The sequence below is a fragment of the Roseiarcus fermentans genome (assembly GCF_003315135.1).
Taxonomy (GTDB): domain Bacteria; phylum Pseudomonadota; class Alphaproteobacteria; order Rhizobiales; family Beijerinckiaceae; genus Roseiarcus; species Roseiarcus fermentans.
On the sequence record NZ_QNRK01000041.1, the window covers coordinates 1 to 25,797 of the forward strand.

General features: G+C 67.4%; 25 protein-coding genes and 1 pseudogene. 6 read left to right on the forward strand and 20 right to left on the reverse strand.

Features of this window, described 5'->3' with window-relative positions; translation table 11 throughout:
- Positions 1-212: 212 nt before the first annotated feature.
- The 8 genes and pseudogenes from DFR50_RS26150 to DFR50_RS26190 all read right to left on the reverse strand — a co-directional run bounded on the left by DFR50_RS26150 (position 213) and on the right by DFR50_RS26190 (position 8,582).
- Positions 213-689, reverse strand: coding sequence for a hypothetical protein (locus DFR50_RS26150; protein ID WP_113892304.1), 477 nt, complete (start codon positions 687-689; stop codon positions 213-215).
- A gap of 101 nt (positions 690-790) precedes the next feature.
- Positions 791-1,558 (reverse strand): Bax inhibitor-1/YccA family protein, encoded by a 768-nt coding sequence (locus DFR50_RS26155; RefSeq protein WP_113892306.1) that lies wholly within the window; start codon positions 1,556-1,558, stop codon positions 791-793.
- 212 nt (positions 1,559-1,770) lie between these two features.
- Positions 1,771-2,562, reverse strand: a pseudogene (locus DFR50_RS26160) (sulfate/molybdate ABC transporter ATP-binding protein); the annotation flags it as partial.
- The gene (gene cysW / locus DFR50_RS26165) at positions 2,552-3,409 is read right to left on the reverse strand and encodes a sulfate ABC transporter permease subunit CysW (protein WP_113892310.1); all 858 of its coding nucleotides are present in this window, start codon (positions 3,407-3,409) and stop codon (positions 2,552-2,554) included. The gene cysW and the pseudogene DFR50_RS26160, both read right to left, overlap by 11 nt.
- Complete coding sequence (cysT, locus tag DFR50_RS26170; protein WP_113892423.1) at positions 3,402-4,187, reverse strand: sulfate ABC transporter permease subunit CysT; 786 nt, start codon at positions 4,185-4,187, stop codon at positions 3,402-3,404. Before cysT ends, cysW begins: the two co-directional genes overlap by 8 nt.
- Positions 4,188-4,246: 59 nt before the next feature.
- Positions 4,247-5,278, reverse strand: coding sequence for a sulfate ABC transporter substrate-binding protein (locus DFR50_RS26175; RefSeq protein WP_113892312.1), 1,032 nt, complete (start codon positions 5,276-5,278; stop codon positions 4,247-4,249).
- A 392-nt stretch (positions 5,279-5,670) separates the two neighbouring features.
- Complete coding sequence (locus DFR50_RS26185; protein WP_113892316.1) at positions 5,671-7,287, reverse strand: DHA2 family efflux MFS transporter permease subunit; 1,617 nt, start codon at positions 7,285-7,287, stop codon at positions 5,671-5,673.
- Positions 7,284-8,582: an HlyD family secretion protein gene (locus tag DFR50_RS26190; RefSeq protein WP_113892318.1), complete on the reverse strand. Its 1,299-nt coding sequence runs from the start codon at positions 8,580-8,582 to the stop codon at positions 7,284-7,286. Before DFR50_RS26190 ends, DFR50_RS26185 begins: the two co-directional genes overlap by 4 nt.
- 143 nt (positions 8,583-8,725) lie before the next feature.
- On the opposite strand from DFR50_RS26190, the gene DFR50_RS26195 reads away from it, so the two are divergent.
- Both DFR50_RS26195 and DFR50_RS31720 read left to right on the forward strand, forming a co-directional pair.
- Positions 8,726-9,358, forward strand: coding sequence for a TetR/AcrR family transcriptional regulator (locus DFR50_RS26195; RefSeq protein WP_113892320.1), 633 nt, complete (start codon positions 8,726-8,728; stop codon positions 9,356-9,358).
- A gap of 297 nt (positions 9,359-9,655) precedes the next feature.
- Positions 9,656-11,089 (forward strand): hypothetical protein, encoded by a 1,434-nt coding sequence (locus tag DFR50_RS31720; RefSeq protein ID WP_147262932.1) that lies wholly within the window; start codon positions 9,656-9,658, stop codon positions 11,087-11,089.
- A gap of 10 nt (positions 11,090-11,099) precedes the next feature.
- Here DFR50_RS31720 and DFR50_RS26200 read toward each other — a convergent pair whose 3' ends face one another.
- Genes DFR50_RS26200 through DFR50_RS26210 form a run of 3 tightly spaced genes read right to left on the reverse strand, consistent with a single transcriptional unit; the run spans position 11,100 to position 13,312 of the window.
- The gene (locus DFR50_RS26200; protein WP_113892322.1) at positions 11,100-11,507 is read right to left on the reverse strand and encodes a very short patch repair endonuclease; all 408 of its coding nucleotides are present in this window, start codon (positions 11,505-11,507) and stop codon (positions 11,100-11,102) included.
- A gap of 47 nt (positions 11,508-11,554) precedes the next feature.
- Positions 11,555-12,136, reverse strand: a complete 582-nt coding sequence (locus DFR50_RS26205; RefSeq protein ID WP_113892324.1) for a GIY-YIG nuclease family protein — start codon at positions 12,134-12,136, stop codon at positions 11,555-11,557.
- Between the two features lie 3 nt (positions 12,137-12,139).
- Complete coding sequence (locus DFR50_RS26210) at positions 12,140-13,312, reverse strand: DNA cytosine methyltransferase (protein WP_113892425.1); 1,173 nt, start codon at positions 13,310-13,312, stop codon at positions 12,140-12,142.
- 204 nt (positions 13,313-13,516) lie between these two features.
- Between DFR50_RS26210 and DFR50_RS26215 the strand changes: the two genes are divergently transcribed.
- From DFR50_RS26215 to DFR50_RS26230, 4 genes are all read left to right on the forward strand, one after another.
- Positions 13,517-14,521, forward strand: coding sequence for a glucokinase (locus tag DFR50_RS26215; RefSeq protein WP_113892326.1), 1,005 nt, complete (start codon positions 13,517-13,519; stop codon positions 14,519-14,521).
- Positions 14,522-14,652: 131 nt separating this feature from the next.
- Entirely contained in the window at positions 14,653-15,075 is a 423-nt protein-coding gene (locus DFR50_RS26220) for a hypothetical protein (RefSeq protein WP_245428164.1), read from the forward strand.
- Positions 15,072-16,019 (forward strand): 4-hydroxybenzoate octaprenyltransferase, encoded by a 948-nt coding sequence (gene ubiA, locus DFR50_RS26225; RefSeq protein WP_113892328.1) that lies wholly within the window; start codon positions 15,072-15,074, stop codon positions 16,017-16,019. The genes DFR50_RS26220 and ubiA overlap by 4 nt, the downstream gene beginning before the upstream one ends.
- Before the next feature lie 360 nt (positions 16,020-16,379).
- Entirely contained in the window at positions 16,380-17,198 is an 819-nt protein-coding gene (locus DFR50_RS26230) for an Npun_F0296 family exosortase-dependent surface protein (RefSeq protein WP_113892330.1), read from the forward strand.
- 46 nt (positions 17,199-17,244) lie between these two features.
- Here DFR50_RS26230 and DFR50_RS26235 read toward each other — a convergent pair whose 3' ends face one another.
- The 9 genes from DFR50_RS26235 to DFR50_RS26275 form a co-directional block, all read right to left on the reverse strand.
- Positions 17,245-18,564: a bifunctional folylpolyglutamate synthase/dihydrofolate synthase gene (locus tag DFR50_RS26235; protein WP_113892332.1), complete on the reverse strand. Its 1,320-nt coding sequence runs from the start codon at positions 18,562-18,564 to the stop codon at positions 17,245-17,247.
- Positions 18,565-18,660: 96 nt separating this feature from the next.
- A complete protein-coding gene (gene phoU / locus DFR50_RS26240; protein ID WP_113892334.1) occupies positions 18,661-19,383 on the reverse strand; it encodes a phosphate signaling complex protein PhoU in 723 nt (240 codons plus the stop codon).
- Positions 19,384-19,494: 111 nt separating this feature from the next.
- Positions 19,495-21,489, reverse strand: coding sequence for an ASKHA domain-containing protein (locus DFR50_RS26245; RefSeq protein ID WP_245428165.1), 1,995 nt, complete (start codon positions 21,487-21,489; stop codon positions 19,495-19,497).
- A 262-nt stretch (positions 21,490-21,751) separates the two neighbouring features.
- Complete coding sequence (locus DFR50_RS26250) at positions 21,752-22,057, reverse strand: virulence factor (protein WP_113892336.1); 306 nt, start codon at positions 22,055-22,057, stop codon at positions 21,752-21,754.
- Positions 22,045-22,734, reverse strand: a complete 690-nt coding sequence (locus tag DFR50_RS26255) for a DUF1638 domain-containing protein (protein ID WP_113892338.1) — start codon at positions 22,732-22,734, stop codon at positions 22,045-22,047. The genes DFR50_RS26250 and DFR50_RS26255 overlap by 13 nt, the downstream gene beginning before the upstream one ends.
- Complete coding sequence (locus tag DFR50_RS26260; RefSeq protein ID WP_113892340.1) at positions 22,731-23,438, reverse strand: corrinoid protein; 708 nt, start codon at positions 23,436-23,438, stop codon at positions 22,731-22,733. Before DFR50_RS26260 ends, DFR50_RS26255 begins: the two co-directional genes overlap by 4 nt.
- Before the next feature lie 200 nt (positions 23,439-23,638).
- Positions 23,639-24,310 carry a spermine/spermidine synthase domain-containing protein gene (locus DFR50_RS26265; RefSeq protein ID WP_113892342.1) on the reverse strand — a complete coding sequence of 224 codons (672 nt, stop codon included), beginning with the start codon at positions 24,308-24,310 and terminating at the stop codon, positions 23,639-23,641.
- 17 nt (positions 24,311-24,327) lie between these two features.
- Positions 24,328-25,158, reverse strand: coding sequence for a carbon-nitrogen hydrolase family protein (locus DFR50_RS26270; protein ID WP_113892344.1), 831 nt, complete (start codon positions 25,156-25,158; stop codon positions 24,328-24,330).
- Between the two features lie 53 nt (positions 25,159-25,211).
- Positions 25,212-25,772 carry an NADPH-dependent FMN reductase gene (locus DFR50_RS26275; RefSeq protein ID WP_113892346.1) on the reverse strand — a complete coding sequence of 187 codons (561 nt, stop codon included), beginning with the start codon at positions 25,770-25,772 and terminating at the stop codon, positions 25,212-25,214.
- Positions 25,773-25,797: the final 25 nt, after the last annotated feature.

Sequence of the window (25,797 nt, forward strand, 5' to 3'; positions counted from 1 at the left end):
CAGACGGCGCATCGGACGCGCTCGTCCATGACAAACTCCGCGCCGATGCGACCGTCAGAATGGCGAGGTAGGTGGCGCACTATGAGAAATGCGGGCTAGCCGGCGCCGCTGCCGGCGAGGTCGCCGACCGCGCTCGGGCGAGCGTTGCGCCGAAGACCGCTGTCGTCGACCGCGGCGTCAGGACCGCGCTCGACGGGGGCGCGACGCCGCGCTCAGTTCGAGGCGCGAACTTCGGTGCAGGAGAAGTCGAGCTGGACCTGCTTTTCGGTCTTGCCGGCGTGGATGGCGACGGCGAGCGGCGCGCAGGTCGCGTTCTCGAGGTAGATCGCCTTGTGCTCGACGCCGTCGTCGCCGAAGCGGAAGCCGGTGAAGGCCTTGTGGGTGACGATCTGCTGGCCGCCGTGGCCGGTCTGGGTCAGGTCGACGGTGGCGGTGGCGTATTTCGGCGCGAAATTCCGGTCGCCCGAAAAGGTGAAATCGAGCAGGACGCCGGTCGCCGTATCGCCGCCGGGCGCGCCGCCCTTGGGCGCGTCGACCAGCGCCGGCCCTGCGAGAATGTCGTCCGACAGTTTGCCCGCGCGCTCGAGAAAGACATAGGCCTTGACGTCGACGATCTTGAGATCCGCCGCCTCGGCGCTGCTGGCGAGCGCCAGGGCTGCAACGATCGCCGCCGTCCGCGACATGGCCATCAACCCCTCCAAACCACAACGTGGGCGGCGTTAACATGAGAGCCCCGGGCCGCACAAGGCGGACCGGGGCTCCATTATAAAATTTCGTTTACGGATTTGTGTCAGCTGTTGCGATTCGACCCGGTCAGCATCAACAGCGCCTGGAACATGTTGATGAAGTCGAGATAGAGCCGCAGCGCGCCGTGGATGGACTTCTTCTGCACCGCGTCATACCCGTCGCCGGCGAAGTACATCGACTTGATCGACTGGGTGTCCCAGGCGGTCAGGCCGGCGAAAATCACCACCGCCAGCAGCGAGATGCCGAACTGCAGGCCGGAGCTCTGCATGAACATGTTGATCAGGCTGGCGATGATCAGGCCGATGACGCCCATCATCATGAACGAGCCCATGGCGCTGAGGTCGCGCTTGGTGGTGTAGCCGTAGAGGCTGAGGCTGGCGAAGGCCGCCGCGGTGGCGAAGAACGCCTGCGCGATCGAGCCGGCGGTGTAGACCACCAGCAGCGCCGACATCGACAGGCCGATCAGCGCGGCGAAGACGAGGAAGGCGTTGCGCGCGGTGGCGACGGACATCCGCTCGAGGCCGGCGCTGAGCCAGAACACCAGGCCCAGCGGCGCCAGCACGATCAGCCAGCGCAGCGGCGACGCGTAGATCAGGTGGCCGAAGTCGGTCAGCGCCAACCTTCCGCCGCCGACCGAAACCGTGCCGAACTGGAAGGCGAGCCACGCCGCGAGGCCGGTCACGCCGAGGCCGAGCGTCATGTAGTTGTAGACGCCGATCATATAGGCGCGCAGGCCCTCGTCGACGACCGCGCCGGACCGTGCGTATCCCGCGCCCGTGCGCGGGTTTGCGTAGCGGTCATAGTCGGACATTGGTGAAACCTCGTGAATCAGGAGCGGCGCCCGGGCAGGGTTTCTGCATGGGCGCCTTGCCCTATCATATGGCCGTGCGACCCGTCGCCGCAAGGGCCGGCAGCGTTAAGGTTGCGTAAGGATCGCGGCGGCCCGCTGCGCCGCTCGCCCTCGCCCCGGCGCTTCGCGCCGTCGGCCGGGGAGTCTGGGGTCGTCATGATCACTGGCTAGTCCAGAAACGCGCGCACGAAATCCGTGGCCGGACGCTCGCGAATGCGGCCGGGCGGGCCGATCTGTTCGATCCGTCCCGCGTTGAGGATCGCGACGCGATCGGCGACCTCCATCGCCTCGGCCTGGTCGTGGGTGACGAACACCGTGGTCAGGCCGGTGCGGTCGTGGATGTCGCGCAGCCATTTGCGCAGATCCTTGCGCACCTTGGCGTCGAGCGCGCCGAACGGCTCGTCGAGCAGCAGGACGCGCGGCTCGATGGCGAGCGCGCGGGCGAGCGCGACGCGCTGCCGCTGCCCGCCCGACAGCTGCGCGGGATAGCGCGGCCCGAAACCCGGCAACTGCATCATGTCGAGAAGGTCGGCGACGCGCGACGCGATCTCCGCCCGCGACGGCCTCAGCCGGCGCGGCCGCACCGTGAGCCCGTAGGCGATGTTGTCGAACACCGTCATGTGCCGGAACAGGGCGTAGGACTGGAACACGAAACCGACCCGGCGCTCCTGCACCGTCAGCCGCCCGGCGTCCTCGCCGTCCAGATGGATCGCGCCGGACGAAGCGGCGTCGAGGCCGGCGAGCAGGCGCAACAGCGTCGTCTTGCCGGAGCCCGACGGCCCGAGCAGCGCCAGCAGTTCGCCCGGAGCGACGTCGAGATCGATCCGGTCCAGAATGACCTGCGCGCCGTAGGTCCGGGTCAGCCCGCGCACGGCGATGCTGTGCGCCCGGCGCGCTTCGGGCGCCCGGGCATGCCCGCCCTCGCCCGCCGCGACGGCGACAGGCGCCGCAAGGTCAGCGGTCATGCCGCGCGACGCCTCCCCGATATTCCAGAAACGTCTTGAGGCCGAGCGTGACCAGGGCCAGGGCCGCGAGGAGGGAGGCGAGGGCGAAAGCGGCTGCGATGCTGTACTCATTGTAAAGGATCTCCACCTGGAGCGGGATCGTGTTGGTGAGGCCGCGGATGTGGCCGGAGACGACCGAGACCGCGCCGAACTCGCCCATCGAGCGGGCGTTGGCGAGCAGCACCCCGGTCAGCAGCGCCCATTTGACGTTCGGCAGCGTGACGGTGCGGAACAGGGTGAGGCCGCTCGCGCCCAGCGTCAGCGCGGCTTCCTCCTCGGCGGTCCCCTGTTGCTGCATCAGCGGCGTCACTTCGCGCGCCACGAACGGAAACGTGACGAACAGCGTCGCCAGCACGATGCCGGGAACCGCGAAGATGATCTGGACATGATGCGCGGCGAGCCAGTTTCCCATGAGGCCCTGCGCGCCGAACAGCAGCACGAACACGAGGCCCGAGACGACCGGCGAGACCGAAAACGGCAGGTCGATCAGGGTCGTGAGCAGGTTCTTGCCGCGAAACTGGAATTTCGCGATCGCCCAGGCGGCGCAGAGCCCGAAGGCGGTGTTGAGCGGCACGACGATGGCGGCGACGACAAGCGTCAGCGCGATCGCGGCGCGCGCGTCCGGGTCGGCGAGCGCCGAAACATAGCCCGACCATCCCTTGTTCGACGCCTCGACCGCGACGACCAGAAGCGGCGCGAGCAGGAACAGGCCGAGAAACCCGGCCGTCACGGCGATCAAGACGCCGCGCGCGGAGACGCTTTCGTCGGCGACCGCGGCCGGGCGCGGGGCCGCCGCCAGATCAGACATGGACGAGGCTCCGTCGCGTCCAGGACTGCGCGGCGTTGATGGCGAGCAACATGACGAACGCGATCGCGAGCATGATCGCGGCGAGCGCGGTCGCGCCCGCGTAGTCGTATTCCTCGAGCTTGACGACGATCAGCAGCGGCGTGATCTCGGACAGATAGGGCACGTTGCCGGCGATGAAGATCACCGATCCGTATTCGCCGACGCCGCGGGCGAAGGCGAGCGCGACGCCGGTGAGCAGCGCCGGGGTCAGTTCCGGGATCACCACCCGCCAGAGCGTGCTCAGCCGGGTCGCGCCGAGCGTCGCCGAGGCCTCCTCCTGCTCGCGCTCGAGCGTGGCGATGATCGGTTCGACCGTCCGCACCACGAACGGCAGGCCGACGAAGACGAGCGCGACCAGAATGCCCCACGGCGTATAGGCGACCTTCACCCCGACCTTCGCCAGGACCGCGCCGAGCCAGCCGTTGGGCGCGTACAGGGTCGAAAGCGCGATGCCCGCGACTGCGGTCGGCAGCGCGAAAGGCAGGTCGACCATCGCGTCGAGGAGGCGGCGCCCCGGGAACGCGTATCGGGTCAGGGTCCAGGCGACGCACAGGCCGAACACGAGATCGACCAGCGCCGCGGCGATCGCCATGCCGAACGTCACTCTGAGCGAGGCGAGCACGCGCGGCTGCAGCGCCACCTCGACGACGCCGCCGAAGCCGAGCGTCGACGCCTTGAGAAGCAGCGCCGCGAGCGGCGCCAGCACGACCACCGCGAGCGCGACCAGCGTCGCGGTCATCGTGGCCGCGAAGCCCGGCAGCGCGCTCGGCGTCTTGAGCGGCCTGCGCCCGACGGCGATCAATGCAGCGTCTTCACGATGTCGTCGAACACGCCGCCGTCGGCGAAGAATTTCGCCTGCGCCTTCTTCCAGCCGCCAAACGCGCCGTCGACCGTGATCAGCTCGAGCTTGGGAAAGCGCGCGAGGTCGTCCTTGTCCGCCGCTTCCGGGCTCGCAGGCCTGAGATAGTTTTTCGCGATGAGCTTTTGCGCCGCTGGCGTGTAGAGGTAGTTCAGATAGGCCTCGGCGACCTTGCGGGTTCCCTTGGCGTCGACGTTGCCGTCGACGAGGGCGACCGGCGGCTCGGCGAGGATCGACAGCGACGGGGCGACGATCTCGAACTGGTCCTTGCCGAATTCCTGGGAGGCGAGGAAGGCGTCGTTCTCCCAGGCGATCAGCACGTCGCCGAGGCCACGCTGGGCGAAGGTGATGGTGGAGCCGCGGGCGCCGGTGTCGAGGACGGGGGCGTTCTTGTAGATGCCGGCGACGAAGTCCTTGGTCTTCGCCTCGTCGCCGCCGTACGCCTTCAGGCCCCAGCCCCAGGCGGCGAGAAAGTTCCAGCGCGCCCCGCCCGAGGTCTTCGGGTTCGGGGTGATGACGGCGACGCCGGGCCTGACGAGATCGTTCCAGTCGTGGACGCCCTTCGGGTTGCCCTTGCGCACGAGGAACACGATCGTCGAGGTGTAGGGCGAGGAATTGTGCGGCAGGCGCTTCTGCCAGTCGGCGGGAATCTTGCCGGTCCTGGCGGCGATGGCGTCGATGTCGGCGGCGAGCGCCAACGTCACCACGTCGGCCGCCAGTCCGTCGATCACCGCGCGCGCCTGAGCGCCGGAACCGCCGTGCGAGGCCTGCACCGTCACGGTCTCGCCGGTCCTGGCCTTCCAGTCGGCGGCGAAGGCCTGGTCGACGGCCTTATAGAGTTCGCGGGTCGGGTCGTAGGAGACGTTGAGCAGCGTCGTGTCGGCGAGCGCGTCGCGGCCGATCAGGGCGGCGCAGGCGAGGAAGACGAGGGCCGGGAGAGACCCCCTCGCCGGGAGCCGAAAACCAAGCATGGGAGAACCCCTTTAGCCGCCTGCGCCGTCCACCAGGATGATGTAGGTCGATGGACGGAATGTCGTCTATGAATTTGATGGTATAACTGCCCGCGTTACACCCGTCAACTCCTCGCCGACACCGGAAGGACCATCTCAACGGCCGAGCCGTGAACGAGGCCCGGGGCGTGCTTCAGCGCCCGCTTCCCGGCGCGTGGGAAGTCCGCGCGCCGACGTCGCGACTGCATATTCGTCATTGTGGCGTCGCGGGCCGCGGCGATCGCCGCCGCCGCCCCGGCCTGCAGGGCTATGGAACGCGGCGCACAGAGCGCCGGCGCCATCCGCCCCGCTTGCGCCTGACCCGCGAACAGCGGAAGCCGGCGCCTCCCGCCCGGTCGTCGCAGCGGCCGCCTTCAGTGCCCGCCGCCGCCGCCGCCCGCCGCGACCGGCTTGTGCATCAGCGCCGCCAGCGAGACGCAGCCGAGGAAGATCACGGTCAGCGCGAGGAAGACGTCGGAGATGGCGAGAACCTCCGCCTGCCGCCGCACGATGAGCGCGAGTTGCCTGGTGGCGGCGAGTTCGGCGTCCGAGCCGCGGTCGGCGAGCGCCGCGGCCATGCCGGCGAGGCTCTCGGTGACGACCGGCCGGCTCCAGGTCACGGATTCGCGCAGGCGCTCGAGATGCAGGTCCATGCGCTTGTCGATCATGGTGTTGATCAGCGCCAGGCCGACCGCGCCGCCGAGATTGCGCATGAGGTTGTAGAGGCCCGACGCGTTCTTGATCTTGGAGGGCGGCAGGGTGCCGAGCGCGAGGAAGTTGATCGGCACCATCGACAGCATCAGCCCGACGCCGCGGAACACCTGCGGCCACAAGAGCTCCCAGAAATCCCAGTCGACGGTGACGAAGGAGGCCTGATACGTCCCGACCGCGAACAGCGAAAATCCCACCGCGATCATCACCCGGGCGTCGATCCGGGTCATCAGCCGCCCGGCGAACGGCGCGGTCAGGAACATGCACACGCCGGTGACGAACATCGTCTTGCCGATCATCAGCGAGGAATAGCCGCGCACGACGGCGAGGTAGACCGGATAGATGTAGGTCAGGCCGTAGAGCCCGATGCCGAGCACGAAGCCGAACACCGTGCCGGTCCAGAAATTGCGGTCGCGAAAAGTGGTCAGATCGACGATCGGCTGCCGGGCGGTGAACATCCGCACGAAGAACGCCACCCCGCTGGTCGCCGAGATCACGATCGCCCAGGTCACCGGCCCGCTCTGGAGCCAGTCCTTCGACGGGCCCTCCTCGAGCGCGTATTCGAGCGCGCCGAGGAACCCCGCCATCGCGAGAAGCCCGAAATAGTCGAAATGGGTGAGCAGCGACCAGTCCGGCTCGTCGAAGTCGATCAGCAGCCAGGCCGCGGCGGTGACGATGATTCCGGGCACGATGTTGACCAGGAACAGCCAGTGCCAGGAGAACAGGTCGGTGAGATAGCCGCCGACCGTCGGCCCGATCGTCGGCGCGAGCGTCGCCACGAGGCCGATGATCGGCCCGATCAGCGGCTGCTTCGAGCGCGGGAAGATGGTGAAGGCCGAGGCGAACACCGTCGGGATCATGCCGCCGCCGATGAACCCCTGCAGCGCGCGCCACAAGATCATCTGCTCGATCGTGTTCGCCTGCGCGCACATGAAGCTCATGAGCGTGAAGCCGCCGGCCGAGATCGTGAAGATGACCCGCGTCGAAACCACCCGCGACAGGAAGCCCGACAGCGGGATCATCACGACTTCGGCGATCAGATAGCTGGTCTGGACCCAGGTGATCTCGTCGGACGAGGCCGACAAGCCCGCCTGGATCTGCGACAGCGACGCCGACACGATCTGGATGTCCAGGATGGCCATGAACATCCCGAACACCATGAAGATGAAGGCGGCGAGCCGGCGCGTCGTGAAATGCGCTTCCGAGGCGCCGGGCTGGACCATCGGCCGCGCCGGGGCGGCCGGCGCGCTGCGCGACGGAAGAGCGGCGGCGTCGCTCATGGCTTCGCCGTCGCCTTGCCGAAGGCGTCGAGGCCGAGCGCGCCCAGCAGCGTCGGCTTCGGCGCGTCCGGATCGCGGGTATGGACGGTTGCGACCACCGACAGTCCGGGACGAAGCGGCGTCTCCTTCAGGACGTCCTCCGGGAAGGTCACACGCACCGCGACGCGCTGCACCACCTTGGTGAAGTTGCCGGTCGCGTTGTCCGGCGGCAGGAGCGAAAACTGCGACCCCGAGGCCGGGGAGATCGACGACACGACGCCCGGAATCGTCCTGCCGCCGAGCGCGTCGATGGCGACGTCGACCTTCTGCCCGGGCTTCATGCCGTCGAGCTGGGTCTCCTTGAAATTGGCGTCGACATAGGAAGCGTTGAGCGGCACGAGCGCCATCAGTCGCGTGCCCGGCTGCACGAGATTGCCGACCTCGGCCGCCTTGTTGCCGACCACGCCGTCGAACGGCGCGACCACCCGGGTGAAGCCGAGGTCGCGCTTGGCCCGGGCGAGCGCGGTGGTCAGTTCGTCGCGCTGGCGGGTCGCTTCGCCCTGCTGCGCCTTGAGAACGTCGAGCGTCGCTTTCGCGCCTTCGAGCGCGGCGGCGGCGGCGGCGGCGCTCGCCTTCGCGCCGGCGATCGCGGCGATGGTGCGGTCGCGATCGGCAGTCGCCTGTTCGAGGCGCTGCTGCGAGCCGAAATTGGTCTGGGCGAGCTTCAGCGAGCGGTCGTATTCCAGCGCCGCCCGCTCGGCGTCGGCCTGGCTGGAGCGCAACTGCGCCTGCGAGGCCTCGATCTGCGCGCGGGCCTGATCGATGATCGCGCCCTGCGCGTCGATCTGCCGGCCGAAGCGGGCGATGGTCGCGTCCTGCGTGTCGATTTTGCCCTGGGCGGACTCGACCGCGAGCCGGTAGTCGCCGTCGTCGATCTGCGCCAGCAGGTCGCCCTGACGGACCACCTGGTTGGCGACGACCGGCACCTGCAGGAGGTGGCCCGACGCCTTCGCGGCGATGATCGCGGTGTCGGCGCCGACATAGGCGTCGTCGGTCGACACCAGAAACCGGCCTTCGACGAAATAATCGTAGCCCCATGTCCCGGCGTAGCCGATCGCCGCGATGAGCAGGACCGGCAGGACGAGGCGCCGCAGGCCGGACCGCTTCGGCGCCGCCGCGACCGGCGCGCCAGCCGCGGCCCTCGGCGCGGCGGGGGGCCCTCCGGCCGGCGCCAGCGCCGAAACGGCGGTGGAAGGCGCAGTCGCGACGGCGCGCGACTCGCTGGCGGGCGCGGATACAGCGACTTCGTCGTCCATGAACACAATCCCCTGAACGCGGCTCGAACGCTGAACCGAACGGTTCGGTCACTTGCGGATTGACATAGCCGAAAGCGCGGAGTATCGCAACAGGAAATCGAACCGAACGGTTCGGTCAGGCGTTGCGCGCGGGGTCCGAAACGATGGGGGCGGAGAGTCTCGAGCAGGAGGTCGTCGCGTCCGCGGACGGGGGCGCCAAGCGTCGTCAGATCATGGACGGGGCGCGCGCGGTGTTCTTCGCCGCGGGCTTCGACGGCGCGAGCATGAACGACATCGCCCGCTCGGCCGGCGTATCCAAGGGGACGATCTACGCCCATTTCGGCTCCAAGGAGGACCTGTTCAAGGAAATCATCCGCGAGCAGAAGGCGCAGACGGCGGAGCGCCTGTGCGTGTTCGGCCGCGAAGGCGACGTGCGCGACATGCTCGCCGATTTCGGGCGGAGCCTGATGCGCAAGCTGACCGACCCCGGCCATATCTCGCTCGGGCGCATTGTCATTGGCGCTGCGGAAAAATTTCCCGCCGTCGGCCGCGCGCTCTACGAGGCCGGTCCGCTCTACGGCGCGACGCGGCTCGCGGCGGAGCTGAGTCGCCTCGAGGACGCCGGGGTTCTCAGACTGCCCGATCCCGAGCGCGCCGCCTGGCAGTTCATCGACCTGTGCCAGAGCCGAGTCTACAAACAGGTGCTGTTCGGCGTCGTCGAGAGCGCCGACCCGAAGGAGATCGATGCGTCGGTCGCCGCCGCGGTCGAGGTGTTCATGAAGGCTTACGGGGCGTAAGAGGATTGAAAATCGGATTCGAGCAGTGCGACAAAAGTCGTACTGGTCAACAGCAGATTTCGCTTGCATATACCGTTCGAACCCCAATCATGGAACGGGGTCACGGAATATTACATGGGGAATGGACGCTCGCCGAATCAGAGCGATACCTGATCTTTTCGCCCAGGAAGCAGTTTGATTTGCTCGGTGCGACAAGAAATCCGAATTCTTTGGAAACGTTCGTTAACATGCCGTGCGCGAAATTAGAGTTCCACAAATATGGGCATCTTTCGCAAGTGTATATCGATATTTGTCGTCTTGGCTACTTATTTTCTGACTAGGTTTGGCGGTTTGATTGAGACGGGTCAAGCAACAAAAATCATTGGCTTAGCTAAAGCGTTTGAAATAGGTTTTGCTGTATTTACGTACGGATTTTTAATATCAGCTTTTTACATAACCGTCAAAAACATAATTGGAAATCGGCTTGTAGCGATACTAATTACCACGATCGCCGGCGCGGTGGCAATTGTAATGGACGAACCAAGTTGGCGGGACAGGCTGACTTTGGCAAGACAGTCGGTGCTGCCCGACGATGACGACATGTTGTGGGAAATGGCTTCCGGCTCAGGAAGGCCAGACGAATGCAGTAAATACCTAACTGCGTACCCCGCCGGAAGTCACGCCAATGATGCGCGGAAGTGCATTGCGGACAATGAGATCGCGAAAGCTCGCGCTAGAGATGCGCAAGACGATGCGGCATGGAACAAGGCCCGCAAGGAAGGGACCATCGAAGCCTGCGACGTATACTTGCACGATTTTCCTGCTGGATTGCACGTTGTCGCTGCGCGGCAGTGCAAGAACGAGATAGAGGAAGCAGAAGCCGGCGCCGAATGGGCCGCTCAGGACGACAGAGCGTGGAAAGAGGCAGAGACCAAGGGTTCTGCAGATGCGTGTCGGGACTACCTCAGGGTCTATTTGCTGGGTTCTCACGTGAGCGAGGCGAAGAAATGCGTTCGAGACTCCGAAGGGAATGCGGGACCCGCACCAGAAGAAATTGATGAAGATGGCGCAGCGTGGAGTGACGCTCGCAGTGCCGGAACGGCAGAGGGGTGTGAGAATTATCTGCGTAAACACCCTTCTGGATCTCATTTAGTGGAAGCACGGGAATGCGCAAACAAGAGATGCTTTATGTTTAATAACAATCAAGAGTGTATCGACAAAAGCGTAACAGATGGCCTTAATAATAAGATGATATCATTTAAGTATACGGTGAATAATTGTCGATATATTCAAGACACTATTAAGCCACAATTGAAAACGCGCGCGAACATGACCAGCATTTTTGTCGCAAATAACGGCAAGGCGTATTTTTTCTACAAGCAAGCGGAAAGTGGTGTTCTCGCATTTTTGAACGAAGGTTGGAAAACGACGCAAACTGCGCGTTTGTTAACGAGCGGTACGGAGTCAAAATCGGTTCCAGTGGACGTGAAAACGTTAGCAACCATAACTAACAGTGAATTTATATTCGCGTTTGAATGGGATTTCCAGGACAAGTATCCGGATGGAGTATCAACTTCCATCCACGATACGGCTTATTATCGGCTGCGAATTGTAGACGGGATGTCTTGTTTCTTGACTGAAGCCCGCGATAGATCCTATGAAAGAACTTCCGAGGGAATTGAAGATGATTACGTATGTGGACCTCAAGTTATTCAGAGCAAATGTACGATAGTTGCCGGATATCCGCAATGACATGGCAATCTCAGGTTCGTTCGACAAGCACGAGCGCCCGTTTTAGTTTCATAGTTAGAGAGTCTAGGCTCTTCAACTCGCACTCATAAACGACGAGCGTGCGCCAGCCCATCGCCGCGAGCAGGGCGAGGGTTCTTTCGTCGCGGGCGCGGTTTCTGGCGATCTTCGCCCGCCAGTAGTCGGCGTTGGTCTTCGGCATGCGGGCGCCGCGCGCGCAGTCGTGCCCGTGCCAGAAGCAGCCGTGGACGAAGATCGCCAGTCTCCGTCGGCCGTAGACGATGTCGGGTTTTCCGGGCAGGTCGGCGCGGTTGAGCCGGTAGCCGGGCGCGATCGCGCGCAGCAGCGCCCGCACCGCGCGTTCCGCGCCGGTGTCGCGCGACTTCACCGCCCGCATCACGGCGGAGCGGTCGTAGCTCATGCGCTGAGCGCCCGCCGGGTCATGCGCTGAGCGCCGCATGCCGGACGCTATTCATCGCCGGCGTCGCCCTCAATATTCTCCGCAAGCCCCAAAAGCTCCCGGTGATATTTCTGAAGCCGCTGGAAGTGGGCCCCGATGGCGAGGGCAATTTCCTTCGAGTTCTTAACAGCCAGGAAATGGCCGACAATCTGACTGTAGTGCTCTGCCTGTCGAGGGAGACGAAGCGCCGGATCTTTCTTCTCCCTGATCTCCTCGTCTGCCATGACTTGAATTCTCTGCGCGGCGGCGGGAACCGCGATCGGATGCGGCGCGTGCTTGGGCACTTTCCCATTCATGAGCGCAGATTTCAGGTGAAACTCGTGGAATAGAGCCTCTTCAAGTGGACTGATATCCTCCTTGCGAGTAAGAGGATAAGTCCAGACCCAGGCAATCTCCCAAACATCGACCTGACGATTCGCTATAATATCGCTTCGCGCAGACGTCAGGTGCCTATTGACCCTGGCTCTTATGCCATCCACGGATTGGCCAACGTAGAGCGGCACCTGATCTAGGTCACACAGGACATAGCAGCCTATTGCATTGGTCAACTTCCGGACGGCCCTTCTTCGAAAGGCTAAATCGATCGCCATATATCACTCTGCTGCCAGCAAAGTCTTACGACTTCTTCCGCGAAGAACGGGTTCCAGAATGTGCCTTGCCAAGTGCCGCACAACTGGTACACAAACACCATCTCCGCATACGTGGTACGCATCGTTGTATCCTGCAGGAAGACGATAGTTGTCGCGCAGGCCCATCAGTCGCGCTGCCTCGCGAGGCGACAGGAGCCGCGAACGGACGTTATTTCCTTCTACCACCAGAATTGTCTGTCGAGACGAGCCGCCGGCAGGCGTCCTGAGACATCCGGCAATGTCATCGAATCTAACCTCGGCGCGTTGACGCTTCAATCCGGTCTCGTCAGGGCGTGTCCTCCGATAAACAGAGCCCACAACTTTCATGCCTGATTCTTTCGCCGTTGCTACTTTTTGGAGATGAAGCGGAGTCATCAAGCTCAAAATATACTCTGTGTGTTCAGGTGTATGCCACGTCACACCGGAAGGCCTCTCTTCGATGATATCGGCGAAGGCCGACGTTCGCTTCCTGGGTCTCGGGATCGCCCACCACATCCAATTTTTCTTCGTTTCTATATCAAGCGCTTCGTACGCCTTGATAAGTGATTTCGGATGCCAGTCTGGCTGCGGTCCATCGGCAATAATACTTTTCGGAATCGACTCGCCGCTTCGCGCCGCAACAAAGAAAACACGAGGTCGAGATTGGGGCACAAAATGAGATGCATCGACAACAGCCGCACCAAAACGATAGTGCGAAGAGGCAAGGGCAGACGAGATTGCTGCGAAGTCCTTTCCGCCGCGCGAGGTTAGGCACCCGTACACATTTTCCAGAACGATCGTTCGCGGAGCGCGACCACCATGAGCAAGGCCTCTCATCAATTTCCAGAACGGCCAAAACGTCCCCGATCGGGTTGAAACGTTATCAAATTCGCGTCCAAGACCGCGATATTCACCCGCTAGCGAGAGGTCTTGGCAAGGAAACGAAGCCCAAGCCAGATCGACGGTCTCATTCGGCAAATCGACCACGGTCAGTTGGGCGACATCACCACCCTTCATGTCTCCGCGACCCCAGTTCTTCTCATAGGTCGCGACTTTCATTTCGTTGAAATCATTGGCGAAAAGGCAGCGCCAAGACACGCCCAATCCCGCTCGCGCCATCCCGCCGCCGGCAAAAAATTCTACAAACGTGTAGGGCATCTTACTCGCGACCGGTTCGAAGCCGCCTAGCTTAGTCATACGACTTCAGATGAACCACCTCGGAGGGCCTAATCGCTGTGGATTGGATCCGCCCGTTGAGCAGCACTACCACTTGTTCCCTCTTTGTTCGATAATGTCAACCTCTGAGGAGCAATGGCTCGCCTCCCGCTTGACCGACCCCCCGGCGATGAGCGTTTATGCGCCATGACCGCTTTCTCCTTTCCCTTCCCGGCGCTCGTCTGCGACACCGGCGGCACCAACGTCCGGTTCGCGCTCAGCCCCGCCCCCGGCGCCCCGCTCGGGCCGATCGTCCACCTCGTCACCGACGATTATCCCGGCCTGCCGGAGGCGATCGAGGCGGCGGCGCCGAAGCTCGGCGCACGGGCCAGATCGATGATCGTGTGCGGCGCCGGGCCGGTGGTCGGGCGCGAGCTCAAGCTCACCAACGCGCCCTGGGTCATGGACGGCCCCGAGACCGCCCGGCGCGCCGGGTTGGAGCAGGGTCTGCTGCTCAACGATTTCGAGGCGCAGGCGCTGTCGCTGCCGGCGATCGAGGGCGACTGGACGCGGCCGATCGGCCCGGTCGCCTTCGGCGGGCCGGGGCCGCAGGTGATCCTCGGGCCCGGCACCGGCCTCGGCATCGCCGCGCTGGTCGAGGCCGAGGGCCGCTTCACCCCGGTGTCCTCCGAGGCCTGCCACATCTCCTTCGGCCCGGTGACGGAGGAGGAGTTCGCGCTCTGGCCGCATCTCGAACGCGCCCACGGCCGCATCACCAGCGAGAGCGTGCTCAACGGCTCGGGTCTCGCCCGGGTGCACCGCGCGCGCATGGTGGCGCTCGGGCGTCCCGATCCGCATCTCGAGCCGCCGCAGGTCACCGCGGCGGCGCTCGCCGACCCGAACGGCGAGGTCGCCGACAGCGTGCGCCTCTACTGGCGGATCATGGCCCGCTTCGCCGGCGACATGGCGGTGACCTTCGTGGCGACCGGCGGCGTCACGCTGTCGGGCGGCGTGCTGCCGCGGCTCGTCGACTTTCTCGACGACGCGGCGTTCCGGACGACGTTCGAGGACAAGGCGCCGGTCGACGCGCTGGCGAAGCGGATCGCGACCCGGCTCATCGTCCGCTCCGACGCGGTGCTCGCCGGCATGGCGGCGATCGCCGCCGCGCCCGACCGCTACGGCGTCGACTATGCGGCGCGGGGCTGGGTGTGACGCCCGGCCGGCGCGGCGCTTCCCCGCCGTTCCGGCGCTCCGCCGCGCTTTCGCCTTTATCTTGGGGCTTCTCCGCGCTAGACGGAGACGGGCGGTTTCGCATTCGCTTGATCGAAGGGAGTTGTTTGAGCGTGACGCGGACAGGACTTGCCTTGAGCCTGGCGCTCGCCGCGATGGCGGCTGCGCCGGCCTTCGCCGATTGCGGGCAGGACATGCAGAAGCTCGGGGCTGCGCGCAACGGCGAAATGGAGAAGCTGAACAACTTCTTCAAGTCGTTCAAAGGCAAGCCCGCTGACCCCGAGGCGGCTTGCGAGCGGACGAGGGGTCTCATGCAGGCCGAGCAGGCGATGCTCAGCTACATGGAGAAGAACAAGGACTGGTGCTCGATCCCGGACGAAGCGATCGCCAACTTCAAGGCGAATCACGCCAAGAGCGCGACGTTCGCCGCCAAGGCCTGCACCGCCGCCGCCCAGATGAGGAAGATGAAGGAACAGGCGGCCAAGGGCGAAGGCGGCGGGCCGCAGGCGCAGCCGCTTCCCGCCGGGCCGCTGTGAGCGCCGCCCACGAGCGGTCGGTCCTGCCGGACGCCCGTCCGGCGAGTCTCGTCCTGAGGCTGACGCCCGATTTCGCGCTGCCGTTCGTGCAGCTCGCCCGCCTCGACCGGCCGGCCGGCTGGCAACTGCTGCTCGCCCCCTGCTGGCAAGGGGCGGCGCTCGCCGGCCTCGCGCTCCACCGCGGGCCGAACCTCTGGCATCTTTTCCTGTTCCTGGTCGGTTCGATCGTGATGCGCGGGGCGGGCTGCACCTACAACGACATTCTCGACCGCAAGCTGGACGCAGGCGTCGAGCGCACCCGCGGCCGGCCGCTGCCCTCCGGCCGGGTCGGGGTGAAAGCGGCGGCGGTCTTCATGGTCGCGCTGTCGTTCTCGGGCCTCGCCGTTCTCCTGCAGTTCAACCCGTTCTCGATTCTCCTCGGGATCGCCTCGCTCGGAATCGTTGCGGTCTATCCGCTGATGAAGCGCGTGACGTCGTGGCCGCAGGCGGTGCTGGGCCTCGCCTTCTCCTGGGGCGCGCTGATGGGGTGGGCGGGCGTCTTCGGCAGCCTCGCGCTCGCCCCCGTCCTGCTCTACTTCGCGGCGTTCTCATGGACGATCGGCTACGACACGATCTACGCCGTGCAGGACTCGCGCGACGACGCCATCGTCGGCATCCGCTCGACGGCGCGGCTGTTCGCAGGCCATACCCGGCTCGGCGTCGGCATTTTCTACGGCGCCGCCGCGCTCCTGTCGCTGGCGGCGATCCTTCTGGTCGGCGCAATGGATTTTCGAAGGCTGGCGATCGCGCTCGTCGGCTGGCTCGCCTACGCCGCCCATCTCGGCTGGCAGCTGTCTCAGGTCGAGGGCGCGGACGCCGCGACGGCGCTGCGCCTGTTCCGCTCCAATCGCGACGCGGGGCTTCTGCTGTTCGCCGGCATCGCGGCGCAAGGCTGGGCGGGCTAGGCGCGCCCGGCCGGCGCTTCGCGGACCCGGAAATCGTCGGCGCGGTCTTTTTGCTGCGGCCTTGCCGTCTTCAGCTCGCGTCTCGTGCGGGTCGGACGCCGGTCGCCTCATCCGCCCGCCTTTCGCCCACGACCTCCCGAATCCTGCGGACGGACCCGCGTCGCCTCGGCGCGGGCGCACGGCGCCGACGTTTCGCATCCCGCTTTGCGTTTCGCATTCGTCCTTCGCGAAACGGGCGCGGAGGCGGGCGCGCCGACGGCGATTCGCACGGGTTGAACCGCGGGCGCCGGCGGCACGGGCCTTGCTCTCCAACACCCGACGATCGGGGCTTCGCACGGGAAGCCGGCGACGAGGGAAGCCATGAGCATGTTCACTGTTCGCAAGCCGCTGATCGTGTGGATCGCGCTGGCGACGACCGCGCTGGCGCAAGGCGCTCACGCCGCCGCCGTCGACGTGACCTTCAATGCCTCGCTCAGCGCGCTTCCGGCGAATTCGAGCGTCCAGGTTCTCAACCTGGGCCAGTCGGCCGTCGCCGGCCTTGTCACCAGTCAGGAGCTGTACTTCGGTCAGGGCGACTCGATCCAGTTCTCCGGAACCGCCGGCGTCTACAACGGAACGAAATCCGGCGTCGCCGCCGCGCCCTATACCTCAAGCGGGCCGCAGACGACGAACTATCTCGCTGCCGAAAGCAACGGTCCGGTGACGATCAATTTCGCCCAGAACCAGCAATATTTCGGAATGAACTGGGGCTCGGTCGATTCCTACAACACCCTGAGCTTCTATCAGGGATCGGCGCTGGTCGCGCAATACACCGGTTCGAATGTGGTCGCCAGCGCCAACGGCAGCCAGGGGGCGGACGGCTCCGACATCGTCAATTTCGATTTCAACAACAGCGCCTCTTACAACAAGGTGGTGATGACCTCATCCAGCCCGGCGTTCGAGTTCGACATGATCGCATCGAGCGCGACCGCCGTTCCGCTGACGACTTCGGGCGGCGGCGCCCCGACGGAGGTCGCGGCGTATCTGGACGCCGCCGAGACCAATGCCCTGCCGGGCGAGGCGCCGGCGCCCCTGCCGGGCGCATCGCCCCTGGCCGCGCTGCTGCTGTCCGCCGCGGCCGCGCTCGCCTTTCAGCGGCCGCGGCCGGGCGTGGCGCAGGCGGTCGCCGGAGCGCGATGACGGCGCCCGTCGGCGGACCGGCGTCCAGGGACGCCCCGACCGTCTCTCAGGGCGCAGGCGGCGACGCGGCCGTCCCGAGGCGGCCGGAACGCAGCTCTCCCCGCAGCGCGCCCACGAGATAGAGCGACCCGGTCACGAGCAGCCACCCGCCCGAGCGCCGGGCGAGTTCCGCGCCGCGCAAGAAAGCGCGCCGCGCGTCGGGCTCGGCTTCGCTGTCGATCCCGAGCGAGGCGGCGATCGCCCGGAGTTCCGCCGCCGGACGGCCGCGCGCGGCCGAGGGCGCGTCGGCGCACACCAGAACCGTCGCGCGCCGGCCGAGTTCGGCGAGAAACCCCGGGGCGTCCTTATCGCGGGCCAGCGCCACCACGGCGACGCAGGGGCCGGCGAGGTCCGGCTCCCGGCCGAGATCCCTCAGCACCGCGGCGATGTTGAACGGCACGTGCGCGCCGTCGAGCACGACCTTGAGCGGGCGCGGAGTCCCGGCGAGCGAAAACCGCTCCATCCGGCCGACGAGCCGCGCGCGCGCCCGGGTATCGCCGTCGAGAAGCCGGGCGCCGACCGCTTCGCCCGCCCGCCCCGTCACGCCCCTGCGGCCGAGCGCGTCGAGAACCGCGCCGGCGAGGGCGGCGTTGGTCTCCGCGAGCGTCGCGCCCTCTCCCGCCTCGCTCACGACGAGCGCGCATCCGAGCGCGTCCGCCCGCGCGGCGATCACGCGGCCCGCCTCGTCGTCGGGCCGAAGCGTGGTCGCCACCACCGCGCCGGGCTTCACGATTCCCGCCTTCTCGCCGGCGATCTTCGCCCGCGTGTCGCCGAGGATTTCGGTGTGCTCGAGCCCGATGTTGGTCACGACGGCGATCTCGCCGTCGACGATGTTGGTCGAGTCGAGCCGTCCGCCGAGGCCGACCTCGACCACCGCCCATTCGATGGCCGCCTCGCGAAAGATCACGAAGGCGGCCAGCGTCAGAAGGTCGAACCAGGTGGCCTCAGCCGCCGCTGTCCCCTCGCGCCGGGCGGCCTCGTAGGCGTCGAGGACTTTCGTCAGCGCGACGGCCAGGGTCTCGGGATCGACGTCATGGCCGCCGAGGCTGACCCGCTCCGTGACATGCTCGACGTGGGGAGACCCGTAACGGCCGACGGTCAGGCCCGCATGCGCGAGCCCGGCTTCGATCAGGGCCGAGACGGAGCCCTTGCCTTTGGAGCCGGCCACGTGCACGGCGCGAAAGCGCTCGTGCGGTTCGCCGAGCCGGGCCGCGAGGTCGCGCGCGGGCTCGAGCCCGACCCGCATCCGGTTGCGCGGGCGGCGCTCCCAATCGGTGAGCGTGTCCAGCCGGGCCATCGCCGCGGCAAGCTTCGGGTTCTCGGCCATCAACACGCACGTTCGGGAAACGCCCTGGCGCCGAGCCCGGAAACCGTACGGCGCGCTGGGGAAAGGGCGCTCCGTTACGCCGGTTCGCGAGCGACGTCAAAAGGCGTCGCGGGCGACGCTCGCCGGGATGTCGGCCGGCCCGCGGCCGCGCGGCCGTTCGTCGGCGACGACGGCGCCGGTGACCAGATAGATGACCGTCTCGGCGATGTTGGTCGCGTGGTCGCCGATTCGCTCGATCGCCCGGGACGCCGACAGGACGTGGGTGCAGTAGGTGATGCTGCGCGGGTCGTCGATCATCTGGCTGAGAAGGTCGACGAACGCCGTGCCTTCCAGCGTGTCGAGTTCGGCGTCGCGCCCCCACACCGACCAGGCGCGCTGCGCGTCCCGTTGCGCATAGGCGGTCAGCGCCTCGGCGAGCAGGTCGGCCGCGAGCGCGCGCAGACGGCCGAGGCCGGCGATCGCGCGCGGGATCTGCGCCGCCTCGCCGATCCGGATGGTGTGGTTGGCGATCGTCTGCGCGTGGTGGCCGATCCGGCCGAGGTCGCCGGCGATGCGGATGGCGGCCACCACCTCGCGCAGATCGGCGGCGACCGGCGCGCGGCGCGCGATGGCGCGAATCGCCTCGGCCTCGTGCCTGCGCCGCAATTCGACGAGGCGCAGGCCGGTGGTGATGACCGACTGCGCGAGCGCCGCGTCGCCCCGCATCAGCGATTCGAGGGCCTGCACCACCATGGTTTCGGCGAGGCGGCCCAGTTCGGCGATGCCCCGCCCGACTGACTCGAGGTCTCTGTCGAAGGCTTTGACGGTGTGACCGGCCACGACGCTCGTCCTTTCGCCAGGCCGCCCGCGACCCGGATTATCGCTGTCCGCGACGATGAGGAACGGCGACCATGTCACAGCCACTTTGCAGGAACATGTCGGCGCGAGTTCTCAGGCCGGCGTCCGCCGCCGCGCCTCCCGGGATCGCCGCCGCCCGCCGTCGTCGCTCGCCTTCGCCGGCGGCAGGTCGATCCGGCGGGCGAGGTTGGGAAACGCGTCCGTCTTGTGGGGGATCGCCATCGCCGCGACGAACAGGGCCTGGAAGTCCGGCTCGATCGCGGTCTCGACCTTCTCGATCGCCCGCGCGACGCGCTCGATCTCGGCCCGCGCGGCGCGGTTCAGCAGGGCGATCCGCGCCCCCGTGCCGGCGGCGTTGCCGGCGCTCGTCACCCGGTCGAGGTCGCAGTCGGGGATCATGCCGAGCGCCATGGCGTAGACGGGATCGATCTGCGCGCCGAAGGCGCCGGCGAGGGTGATCCGGTCGGGCGGCGCGCCCCGGCGCTCGATCAGGAGCTTCGCCCCGGCGTAGAGCGCGGCTTTGGCGAGCTGGATGGCGCGGACGTCGGTCTGATAGATCAGGAGCCGCGGCGGCCCTTCGTTCAGCACATAGGCGAAGGTGCGGCCGACCGGCTCGACGCGGGCGGTGCGCGCGGCCAACGTCCCGTCGAGGACGCCGTCCGCCGACACGACGCCGGCGAGAAAGAGCTCGGCCATCGTCTCGATGATTCCCGAACCGCAGACGCCGGTCACGCCGGACAGCGCGGTCGCTTCCGCAAAACCCGGCTCGTCGGACCAGAGGTCGCAGCCGATCACCTTGAAACGCGGCTCGAGCGTCGCGCGGTCGATGCGCACGCGCTCGATCGCGCCCGGCGCGGCGCGCTGGCCGCAGGAGATCTGCGCCCCCTCGAACGCCGGTCCGGTCGGCGAGGAGGCAGCCAGACACAGCCGTCGGTCGCCGTACACGATCTCGGCATTGGTGCCGACGTCGACGATCAGCCTGAGTTCGTCGCTTTCGTGCGGCGCCTCGGCGAGCGTGACCGCGGCTGCGTCGGCGCCGACATGGCCGGCGATGCAGGGAAGCGCGTAGACGTAAGCGCCCGGCGCGACGGCGAGGCCCAGTTCGCGCGCCTTGACCTCGAAGCCGCCGTCGATCGCGAGCGCGAACGGCGCCCCGCCGAGTTCGGCCGGATCGAGCCCGAGCGCGAGGTGATGCATGATGGGATTGCCGACCAGGGTCAGCTCGACAATCGCCTCGCGCGCGACCTCGGCCTGCGCGGCGGCTTCGCCGATCAGCGCGTCGATCGCCCGGCGCACGGCGTCCGTCAGCTCCGCGTCGCCGCCGGGGTTCATCATCGCGTAGGAGACGCGGCTCATCAGGTCTTCGCCGAAGCGGATCTGCGGATTCATCGCGCCGACGGAGGCGAGCGTCTCGCCGGTCGCGAGGTCGCAGAGATAGGCGGCGATGGTGGTCGAGCCGACGTCGATGGCGACGCCGCAGGCGGCGAGGACGAAGCCCGGATAGATCGCCACGACCTCCCGGTCGCAGCGTAGCGCGACGGTCGCGGTCCAGCCGCCCGCCCGCAGCGCCTTCTGCAGCGTCCTCACGACAGCGGCGTCGGCGGTCGCGCCCATGACGCCCCACTGCCCTTCGAGCGCCTCCTGCAGACGGCGGAAGTCGCTCGACGGGTCGCTCATGTCCGGCTGGCGCACCTCGACCGTATGCAGGCGGACCACGGGATCGATCGCGATGACGCGCTCCTCGGCGCGCTTCAGCACAATCTGGCGGTGGACCTGGCTCTCCGCCGGCACGTCGACGACGAGGTCGCCGCAGATGCGCGTCTGGCAGCCGAGTCGCCGGCCGGGCGGCAGCGGGCCGCGCTTGTCGACGTAGCGCTGCTCGACCGGGCTCCACGGGCCGGCGTGCCCCTCGCGCGATTCCAGCGCGTGCTTGGCGAAGGCGCCCTCGGCGACGTCGACCTGGCAGCGGCCGCAGATCCCGCGCCCGCCGCACACCGAGTCGAGGTCGACCCCGAGCCGGCGCGCCGCGTCGAGAAGGCTCGTCCCCTCGGCGAAGGCCCCCCGCTTGCCCGACGGGGTGAAGACCACGCGGCGGTCCGATGGAGCCATCATGAGACGGGAACGAAGGGCGCCGCAGCGGCAGGCCCCCACCACCGTCCTTCGGACGGTCCCCCTCCCCCGCCTTCGGCAAGGGAGGACATGGCGCCGGCGTGCGCTCCTCCCCCGTGAAGCGAAGCGAAACGGGGGAGGGGGACCACCCGCAGGGTGGTGGTGGGGGTAGGCCGCCGACGACAGCAATTCCCGGCGCGCGCGGCGCGCCCGAGCGTCAACTCGATCAGCGCATCTCCGATCACGCCGAACGCTCCCGCCCGTCGTGCTTCGCGAGCTGGGCCAGCCGATCCGCGTCGTACTCGGCCTCGAGCCGCGCCGCCGCCGCCTCCGCTTCCGCCTCGAGGTCGTCGCCGCAGGGAACGGGGGCGCTGCGTCGCCAGTGCGCGAGGTAGGCGTCGTCGCTCGTCGCGCCCGCGCGCATCGCCGCCGCGTCGATGGCGCGGACGAACCGTTCCGACAGTTCGCGCCGGGCCGACCGCCGCCCGGCCTTGACGATCACCTGACTGGGGATGTCGCGCCAGGACACGACGATCAGGCTGGCCATGCCGTCGCCCTCTCCGGCTCGCGCTCGCCCGGCTTCTTGTCGAGAAAGGCCGCGAGGGCGCCGAGGCCAGTGAACCGGCGCTCGTAGGCGAGGCCGAGCCGCAGCGCCGCGGCGCGCGCCTTCGCGTCCGTCTCGGGATCCTCGACCTGCGCCAGATGCACGACGCGCCGGTAGGCGGCGAAATAGGCGTCGCGCAGCTCGGGGAAGCGATCGAGGCCGAGGCCGCGAATCACCAGCGCGTCGAAATGCCGGGCGAGGAAGTCGGTGAGGTAGAAGGTTCCCGGCTCTTCCTCCGCCAGCGCGGCGAACGCCGCTTCGCCGGTGTAGAACGCGTAGCAATGCGCGCCTGCAATCCGCTGGACGCCCTCTTCCGCGAGCACCCGATCGAGGGCGCCGCCGGTGCCGCAGTCGCCGTAGAGGCACAGGATCTCGTCGTAGGCGTCGCGGTTGGCGCGGATCGAGGCGCGCATCGCCTCGGGGATCCGCTCGGGTCGGTTATGCAGGCTGGCCGGCAGGCAGGTGACGTCGAGCCCGTCGAGACCGAGCGCGAGCACCTCGCGCGCCAGCGCTCCGCAGGCGATCACCAGCATCCGCCCGTTCGTCCGGTCGCCCGGATAGGCGGCCGCCGACTCGAGGTCGGCGTCGGGAACCCTGCGCCTTCGCTGCGTCGCCGTCATGCCGGCTCGCGCGCCAGCGCGGCTCCCTGCCGGCGGGCGATCAACGCCCTCGCGGTCTCGACCGCCGCCGCGGCGTCGCGGCAGTAGGCGTCTGCGCCGACCGCCTCGGCGAAAGCCTCGTTGAGCGGCGCGCCGCCGACCAGAACGATATGGTCGTTGCGGATGCCTTTCTCCTTCAGCGTGTCGATGACGACCTTCATGTAGGGCATGGTCGTCGTCAGCAGCGCCGACATGCCGACGATCTCCGGCTGGTGGGTCGCGATCGCCTCGAGGTATTTTTCGACGCCGTTGTTGACGCCGAGGTCGATCACCTCGAAGCCCGCGCCCTCCATCATCATCGACACGAGGTTCTTGCCGATGTCGTGGATGTCGCCCTTGACCGTGCCGATCACCATCTTGCCCATGCGGGGAGCGCCGGTGGCGGCGAGCAGGGGCCTCAGGATCGCCATGCCGGCCTTCATGGCGTTGGCGGACATCAGCACCTCGGGGACGAACAGAATGCCGTCGCGGAAATCGACGCCGACGATGCGCATGCCCTCGACCAGCGACCGGGTGAGCACGTCGTAGGGGGTCCAGCCGCGCCCGAGAAGGATGCGCACGCCCTCCTCGATCTCCTCCTTGAGGCCGTCGTACAGGTCGTCGTGCATCTGCTCGACGAGCTCGTGGTCGGAGAGCGTGCTCAGGTCGAGGTCTTCATCCGCCATCGAAGGGTCCTGTCGGGTCGGCGCGCGCGGCGTTCGGGACCGCAACCGCTGAAAGGTCACTGTCCGTCGTAGCGCCCGGGCGCGCCAAACACAATTATCGCGGCCTGGGGTTCAATTTTGTGGTTCCCCTCATCGAAGGGGGGCGGCTCGGCCGGGCCGGGGTCGATCCCGCGGGTCGAATGGCGGACGAGGACGGGCCGTCAGGCTCGCGAGCGCGAGGCGACGTAGACCACGTCCGGCTCGCCCCTCGCCACCGGGACGGCGACGGCTTCGACCGCATCGAACACGTCGCGCAAACGGGCCTCGAACGTCGGCGCCGCCGCAGCGCTCCAGACCGTGAGCGTCCCGCCGGGCTTCAGGCGGTCGCGCAGCATGGCGAGGCCTTCGGCCGCGTAGAGCGCGCCGTTGGCGTCGGCCACAGTCCACGCCGGACCGTTGTCGACGTCGAGGCAGATCGCGTCGAAGCAGGCCGCGGACCGGCGGAGAAAGGCCGCCACGTCGTCCTCGACGATCTCGACCCTCGGGTCGGCGAGGGCGCCTTGCGAGAACGGCGCGAGATGCGTGCGGCACCACGCGACGATTCTGGGCTCGATCTCGACCACCGTCGCCCGCCCGAGCCGGTCTGAGCGGAGCGCCTCGGCGAGCGAGAAGCCGACGCCGAGACCGCCGATCATGAGGCGCGAATGGTCCGGCGCGTCGCGAAGCGCGAGGCGGACGAGCAGCCGCTCGGACTCGCCGTTGCGCGTGTCCATCAGGAACACGCCGTTCATGACGATTTCGTAGTGGCCGCCGACGGAGCGCAACGCCAGTTCGCCGAAGCGTCCCGCCGCCCGCTCCACGATCGTCGCCGCGTGCTCGTCCTGCGAACCCATGCGCGCCGTCGCAGCCCTCACGCCAGCGCGCTGAGCCGCCGGCGATGCTCGGCGACCGGAATGAGCTTGCGCACCCGCGCGACCCGCTCGGGGTCGATCCGCGCCGAGACGATTCCGGCGCCGTCGGACGCCTTGGCCACGACATGGCCCCAGGGGTCGGCGACCAGCGAATGCCCATAGGTCTGGCGCTGCTCGTTGCCGACCGTGAACGACCCGGTCTGGGCGCTGGCGCAGACGTAGGCCTCGGTTTCGATGGCGCGGGCGCGCAGCAGCACCTCCCAATGGTCCTTGCCGGTCTGCAGGGTGAAGGCGGCCGGCAGCGCAATCATCTGCGCCCCCTTCTCGGCGAGCGCCTGAAAAAGGTCGGGAAAGCGCAGGTCGTAGCAGATCGAGCAGCCGATGGTGACGCCCTCGCAGTCGTAGGTCACGACGTGATCGCCGGCCTTCACCGCCTGGCTCTCCTTGTAGGAGGCGCCGTCGGGGGTGGTGACGTCGAACAGGTGGATCTTTCGGTAGCGGGCGATCTCCTCGCCTTCGCGGTTGAAGACGACGGAGGTGTTGTGGATGCGCGCCTCGCCCTCGATTGCTTCCATGATCGAGCCGGCGTGAACGAAGATGCGGTGCTTGATCGCCTGCCCGCGCGCCATCGTGTAGGCCGGCCCGCCGGGAAAGGTCTCGGCGTTGGCGAGCTTGTCGGCCTTCGAGCCGCCGGCCCAGTCGAAGAATTCCGGCAACAGCACCCAGTCCGGGCGCTCCTCGGCGACGGCGCGCTCGATCAGCGCCTCGGCCGCGGCGACGTTGGCGGCCTTGTCGCTGATCGAGTTCATCTGGATGATCGAGACTTTCATTTCGTCCGCGGGCTCCCGTTCCCGCCGGACTCTGCGCGGACGGCCGCAAGGCGTCAACCGCGCACGAACGCCGCAAGAGCCTTCAACTGGTCGGCCAGAAAGCCCCGCGTCGCCGGGTCGGTCAGCTCCCCGTCGGCGTCGATCTTCTGGTGAACCTGCGGGATGATCACCTCGGGCTTGTTGAGCGCGCGGACGTCGAGGAAGACGAACATGTGCCGCAGATGGAGCTGCGCCCTCAGGCCGCCGAACAGGCCCGGCGAAGAACTCTGGATCGCGGCCTTCTTGCCGGCGAACGGCTGGTGCGGCAGCCGCGACAGCCAGTCGATCGCGTTCTTCAGCACGCCGGGCACGGAATGATTGTACTCCGGCGTGACGAAGATAATTCCGTCCGCCGCCCGGATCGCTTCGCCCATCGCGAGAACCGCCGGCGGAAAGCCGCTCTCCTGCTGCGCGTCGAAATCGTAGAGCGGAAAATCCCCGACCGAGCCGAGCCGCTCGATCGTGACGCCGTCGGGCGCGAGCCCCGGCAGCGCGCGGGCGATCGCCGCGTTGTGGGAGCCCTTGCGCAGGCTTCCCACGAGGACGGCGAAGCGGAGCGGCATGGTTCCGGTCATTGGCGATTCCCTTGCGACGCGGGCA

What these genes read in the sequence shown, in the direction of transcription:
- DFR50_RS26150 (WP_113892304.1), bottom strand. Translation starts at nt 689, where the DNA reads ATGGCCATGTCGCGGACGGCGGCGATCGTTGCAGCCCTGGCGCTCGCC.
- DFR50_RS26155 (WP_113892306.1), bottom strand. Translation starts at nt 1,558, where the DNA reads ATGTCCGACTATGACCGCTACGCAAACCCGCGCACGGGCGCGGGATAC.
- cysW (WP_113892310.1), bottom strand. Translation starts at nt 3,409, where the DNA reads ATGTCTGATCTGGCGGCGGCCCCGCGCCCGGCCGCGGTCGCCGACGAA.
- cysT (WP_113892423.1), bottom strand. Translation starts at nt 4,187, where the DNA reads ATGACCGCGACGCTGGTCGCGCTCGCGGTGGTCGTGCTGGCGCCGCTC.
- DFR50_RS26175 (WP_113892312.1), bottom strand. Translation starts at nt 5,278, where the DNA reads ATGCTTGGTTTTCGGCTCCCGGCGAGGGGGTCTCTCCCGGCCCTCGTC.
- DFR50_RS26185 (WP_113892316.1), bottom strand. Translation starts at nt 7,287, where the DNA reads ATGAGCGACGCCGCCGCTCTTCCGTCGCGCAGCGCGCCGGCCGCCCCG.
- DFR50_RS26190 (WP_113892318.1), bottom strand. Translation starts at nt 8,582, where the DNA reads ATGGACGACGAAGTCGCTGTATCCGCGCCCGCCAGCGAGTCGCGCGCC.
- DFR50_RS26195 (WP_113892320.1), top strand. Translation starts at nt 8,726, where the DNA reads ATGGGGGCGGAGAGTCTCGAGCAGGAGGTCGTCGCGTCCGCGGACGGG.
- DFR50_RS26200 (WP_113892322.1), bottom strand. Translation starts at nt 11,507, where the DNA reads ATGAGCTACGACCGCTCCGCCGTGATGCGGGCGGTGAAGTCGCGCGAC.
- DFR50_RS26205 (WP_113892324.1), bottom strand. Translation starts at nt 12,136, where the DNA reads ATGGCGATCGATTTAGCCTTTCGAAGAAGGGCCGTCCGGAAGTTGACC.
- DFR50_RS26210 (WP_113892425.1), bottom strand. Translation starts at nt 13,312, where the DNA reads ATGCCCTACACGTTTGTAGAATTTTTTGCCGGCGGCGGGATGGCGCGA.
- DFR50_RS26215 (WP_113892326.1), top strand. Translation starts at nt 13,517, where the DNA reads ATGACCGCTTTCTCCTTTCCCTTCCCGGCGCTCGTCTGCGACACCGGC.
- DFR50_RS26230 (WP_113892330.1), top strand. Translation starts at nt 16,380, where the DNA reads ATGAGCATGTTCACTGTTCGCAAGCCGCTGATCGTGTGGATCGCGCTG.
- DFR50_RS26235 (WP_113892332.1), bottom strand. Translation starts at nt 18,564, where the DNA reads ATGGCCGAGAACCCGAAGCTTGCCGCGGCGATGGCCCGGCTGGACACG.
- DFR50_RS26250 (WP_113892336.1), bottom strand. Translation starts at nt 22,057, where the DNA reads ATGGCCAGCCTGATCGTCGTGTCCTGGCGCGACATCCCCAGTCAGGTG.
- DFR50_RS26255 (WP_113892338.1), bottom strand. Translation starts at nt 22,734, where the DNA reads ATGACGGCGACGCAGCGAAGGCGCAGGGTTCCCGACGCCGACCTCGAG.
- DFR50_RS26260 (WP_113892340.1), bottom strand. Translation starts at nt 23,438, where the DNA reads ATGGCGGATGAAGACCTCGACCTGAGCACGCTCTCCGACCACGAGCTC.
- DFR50_RS26265 (WP_113892342.1), bottom strand. Translation starts at nt 24,310, where the DNA reads ATGGGTTCGCAGGACGAGCACGCGGCGACGATCGTGGAGCGGGCGGCG.
- DFR50_RS26270 (WP_113892344.1), bottom strand. Translation starts at nt 25,158, where the DNA reads ATGAAAGTCTCGATCATCCAGATGAACTCGATCAGCGACAAGGCCGCC.
- DFR50_RS26275 (WP_113892346.1), bottom strand. Translation starts at nt 25,772, where the DNA reads ATGACCGGAACCATGCCGCTCCGCTTCGCCGTCCTCGTGGGAAGCCTG.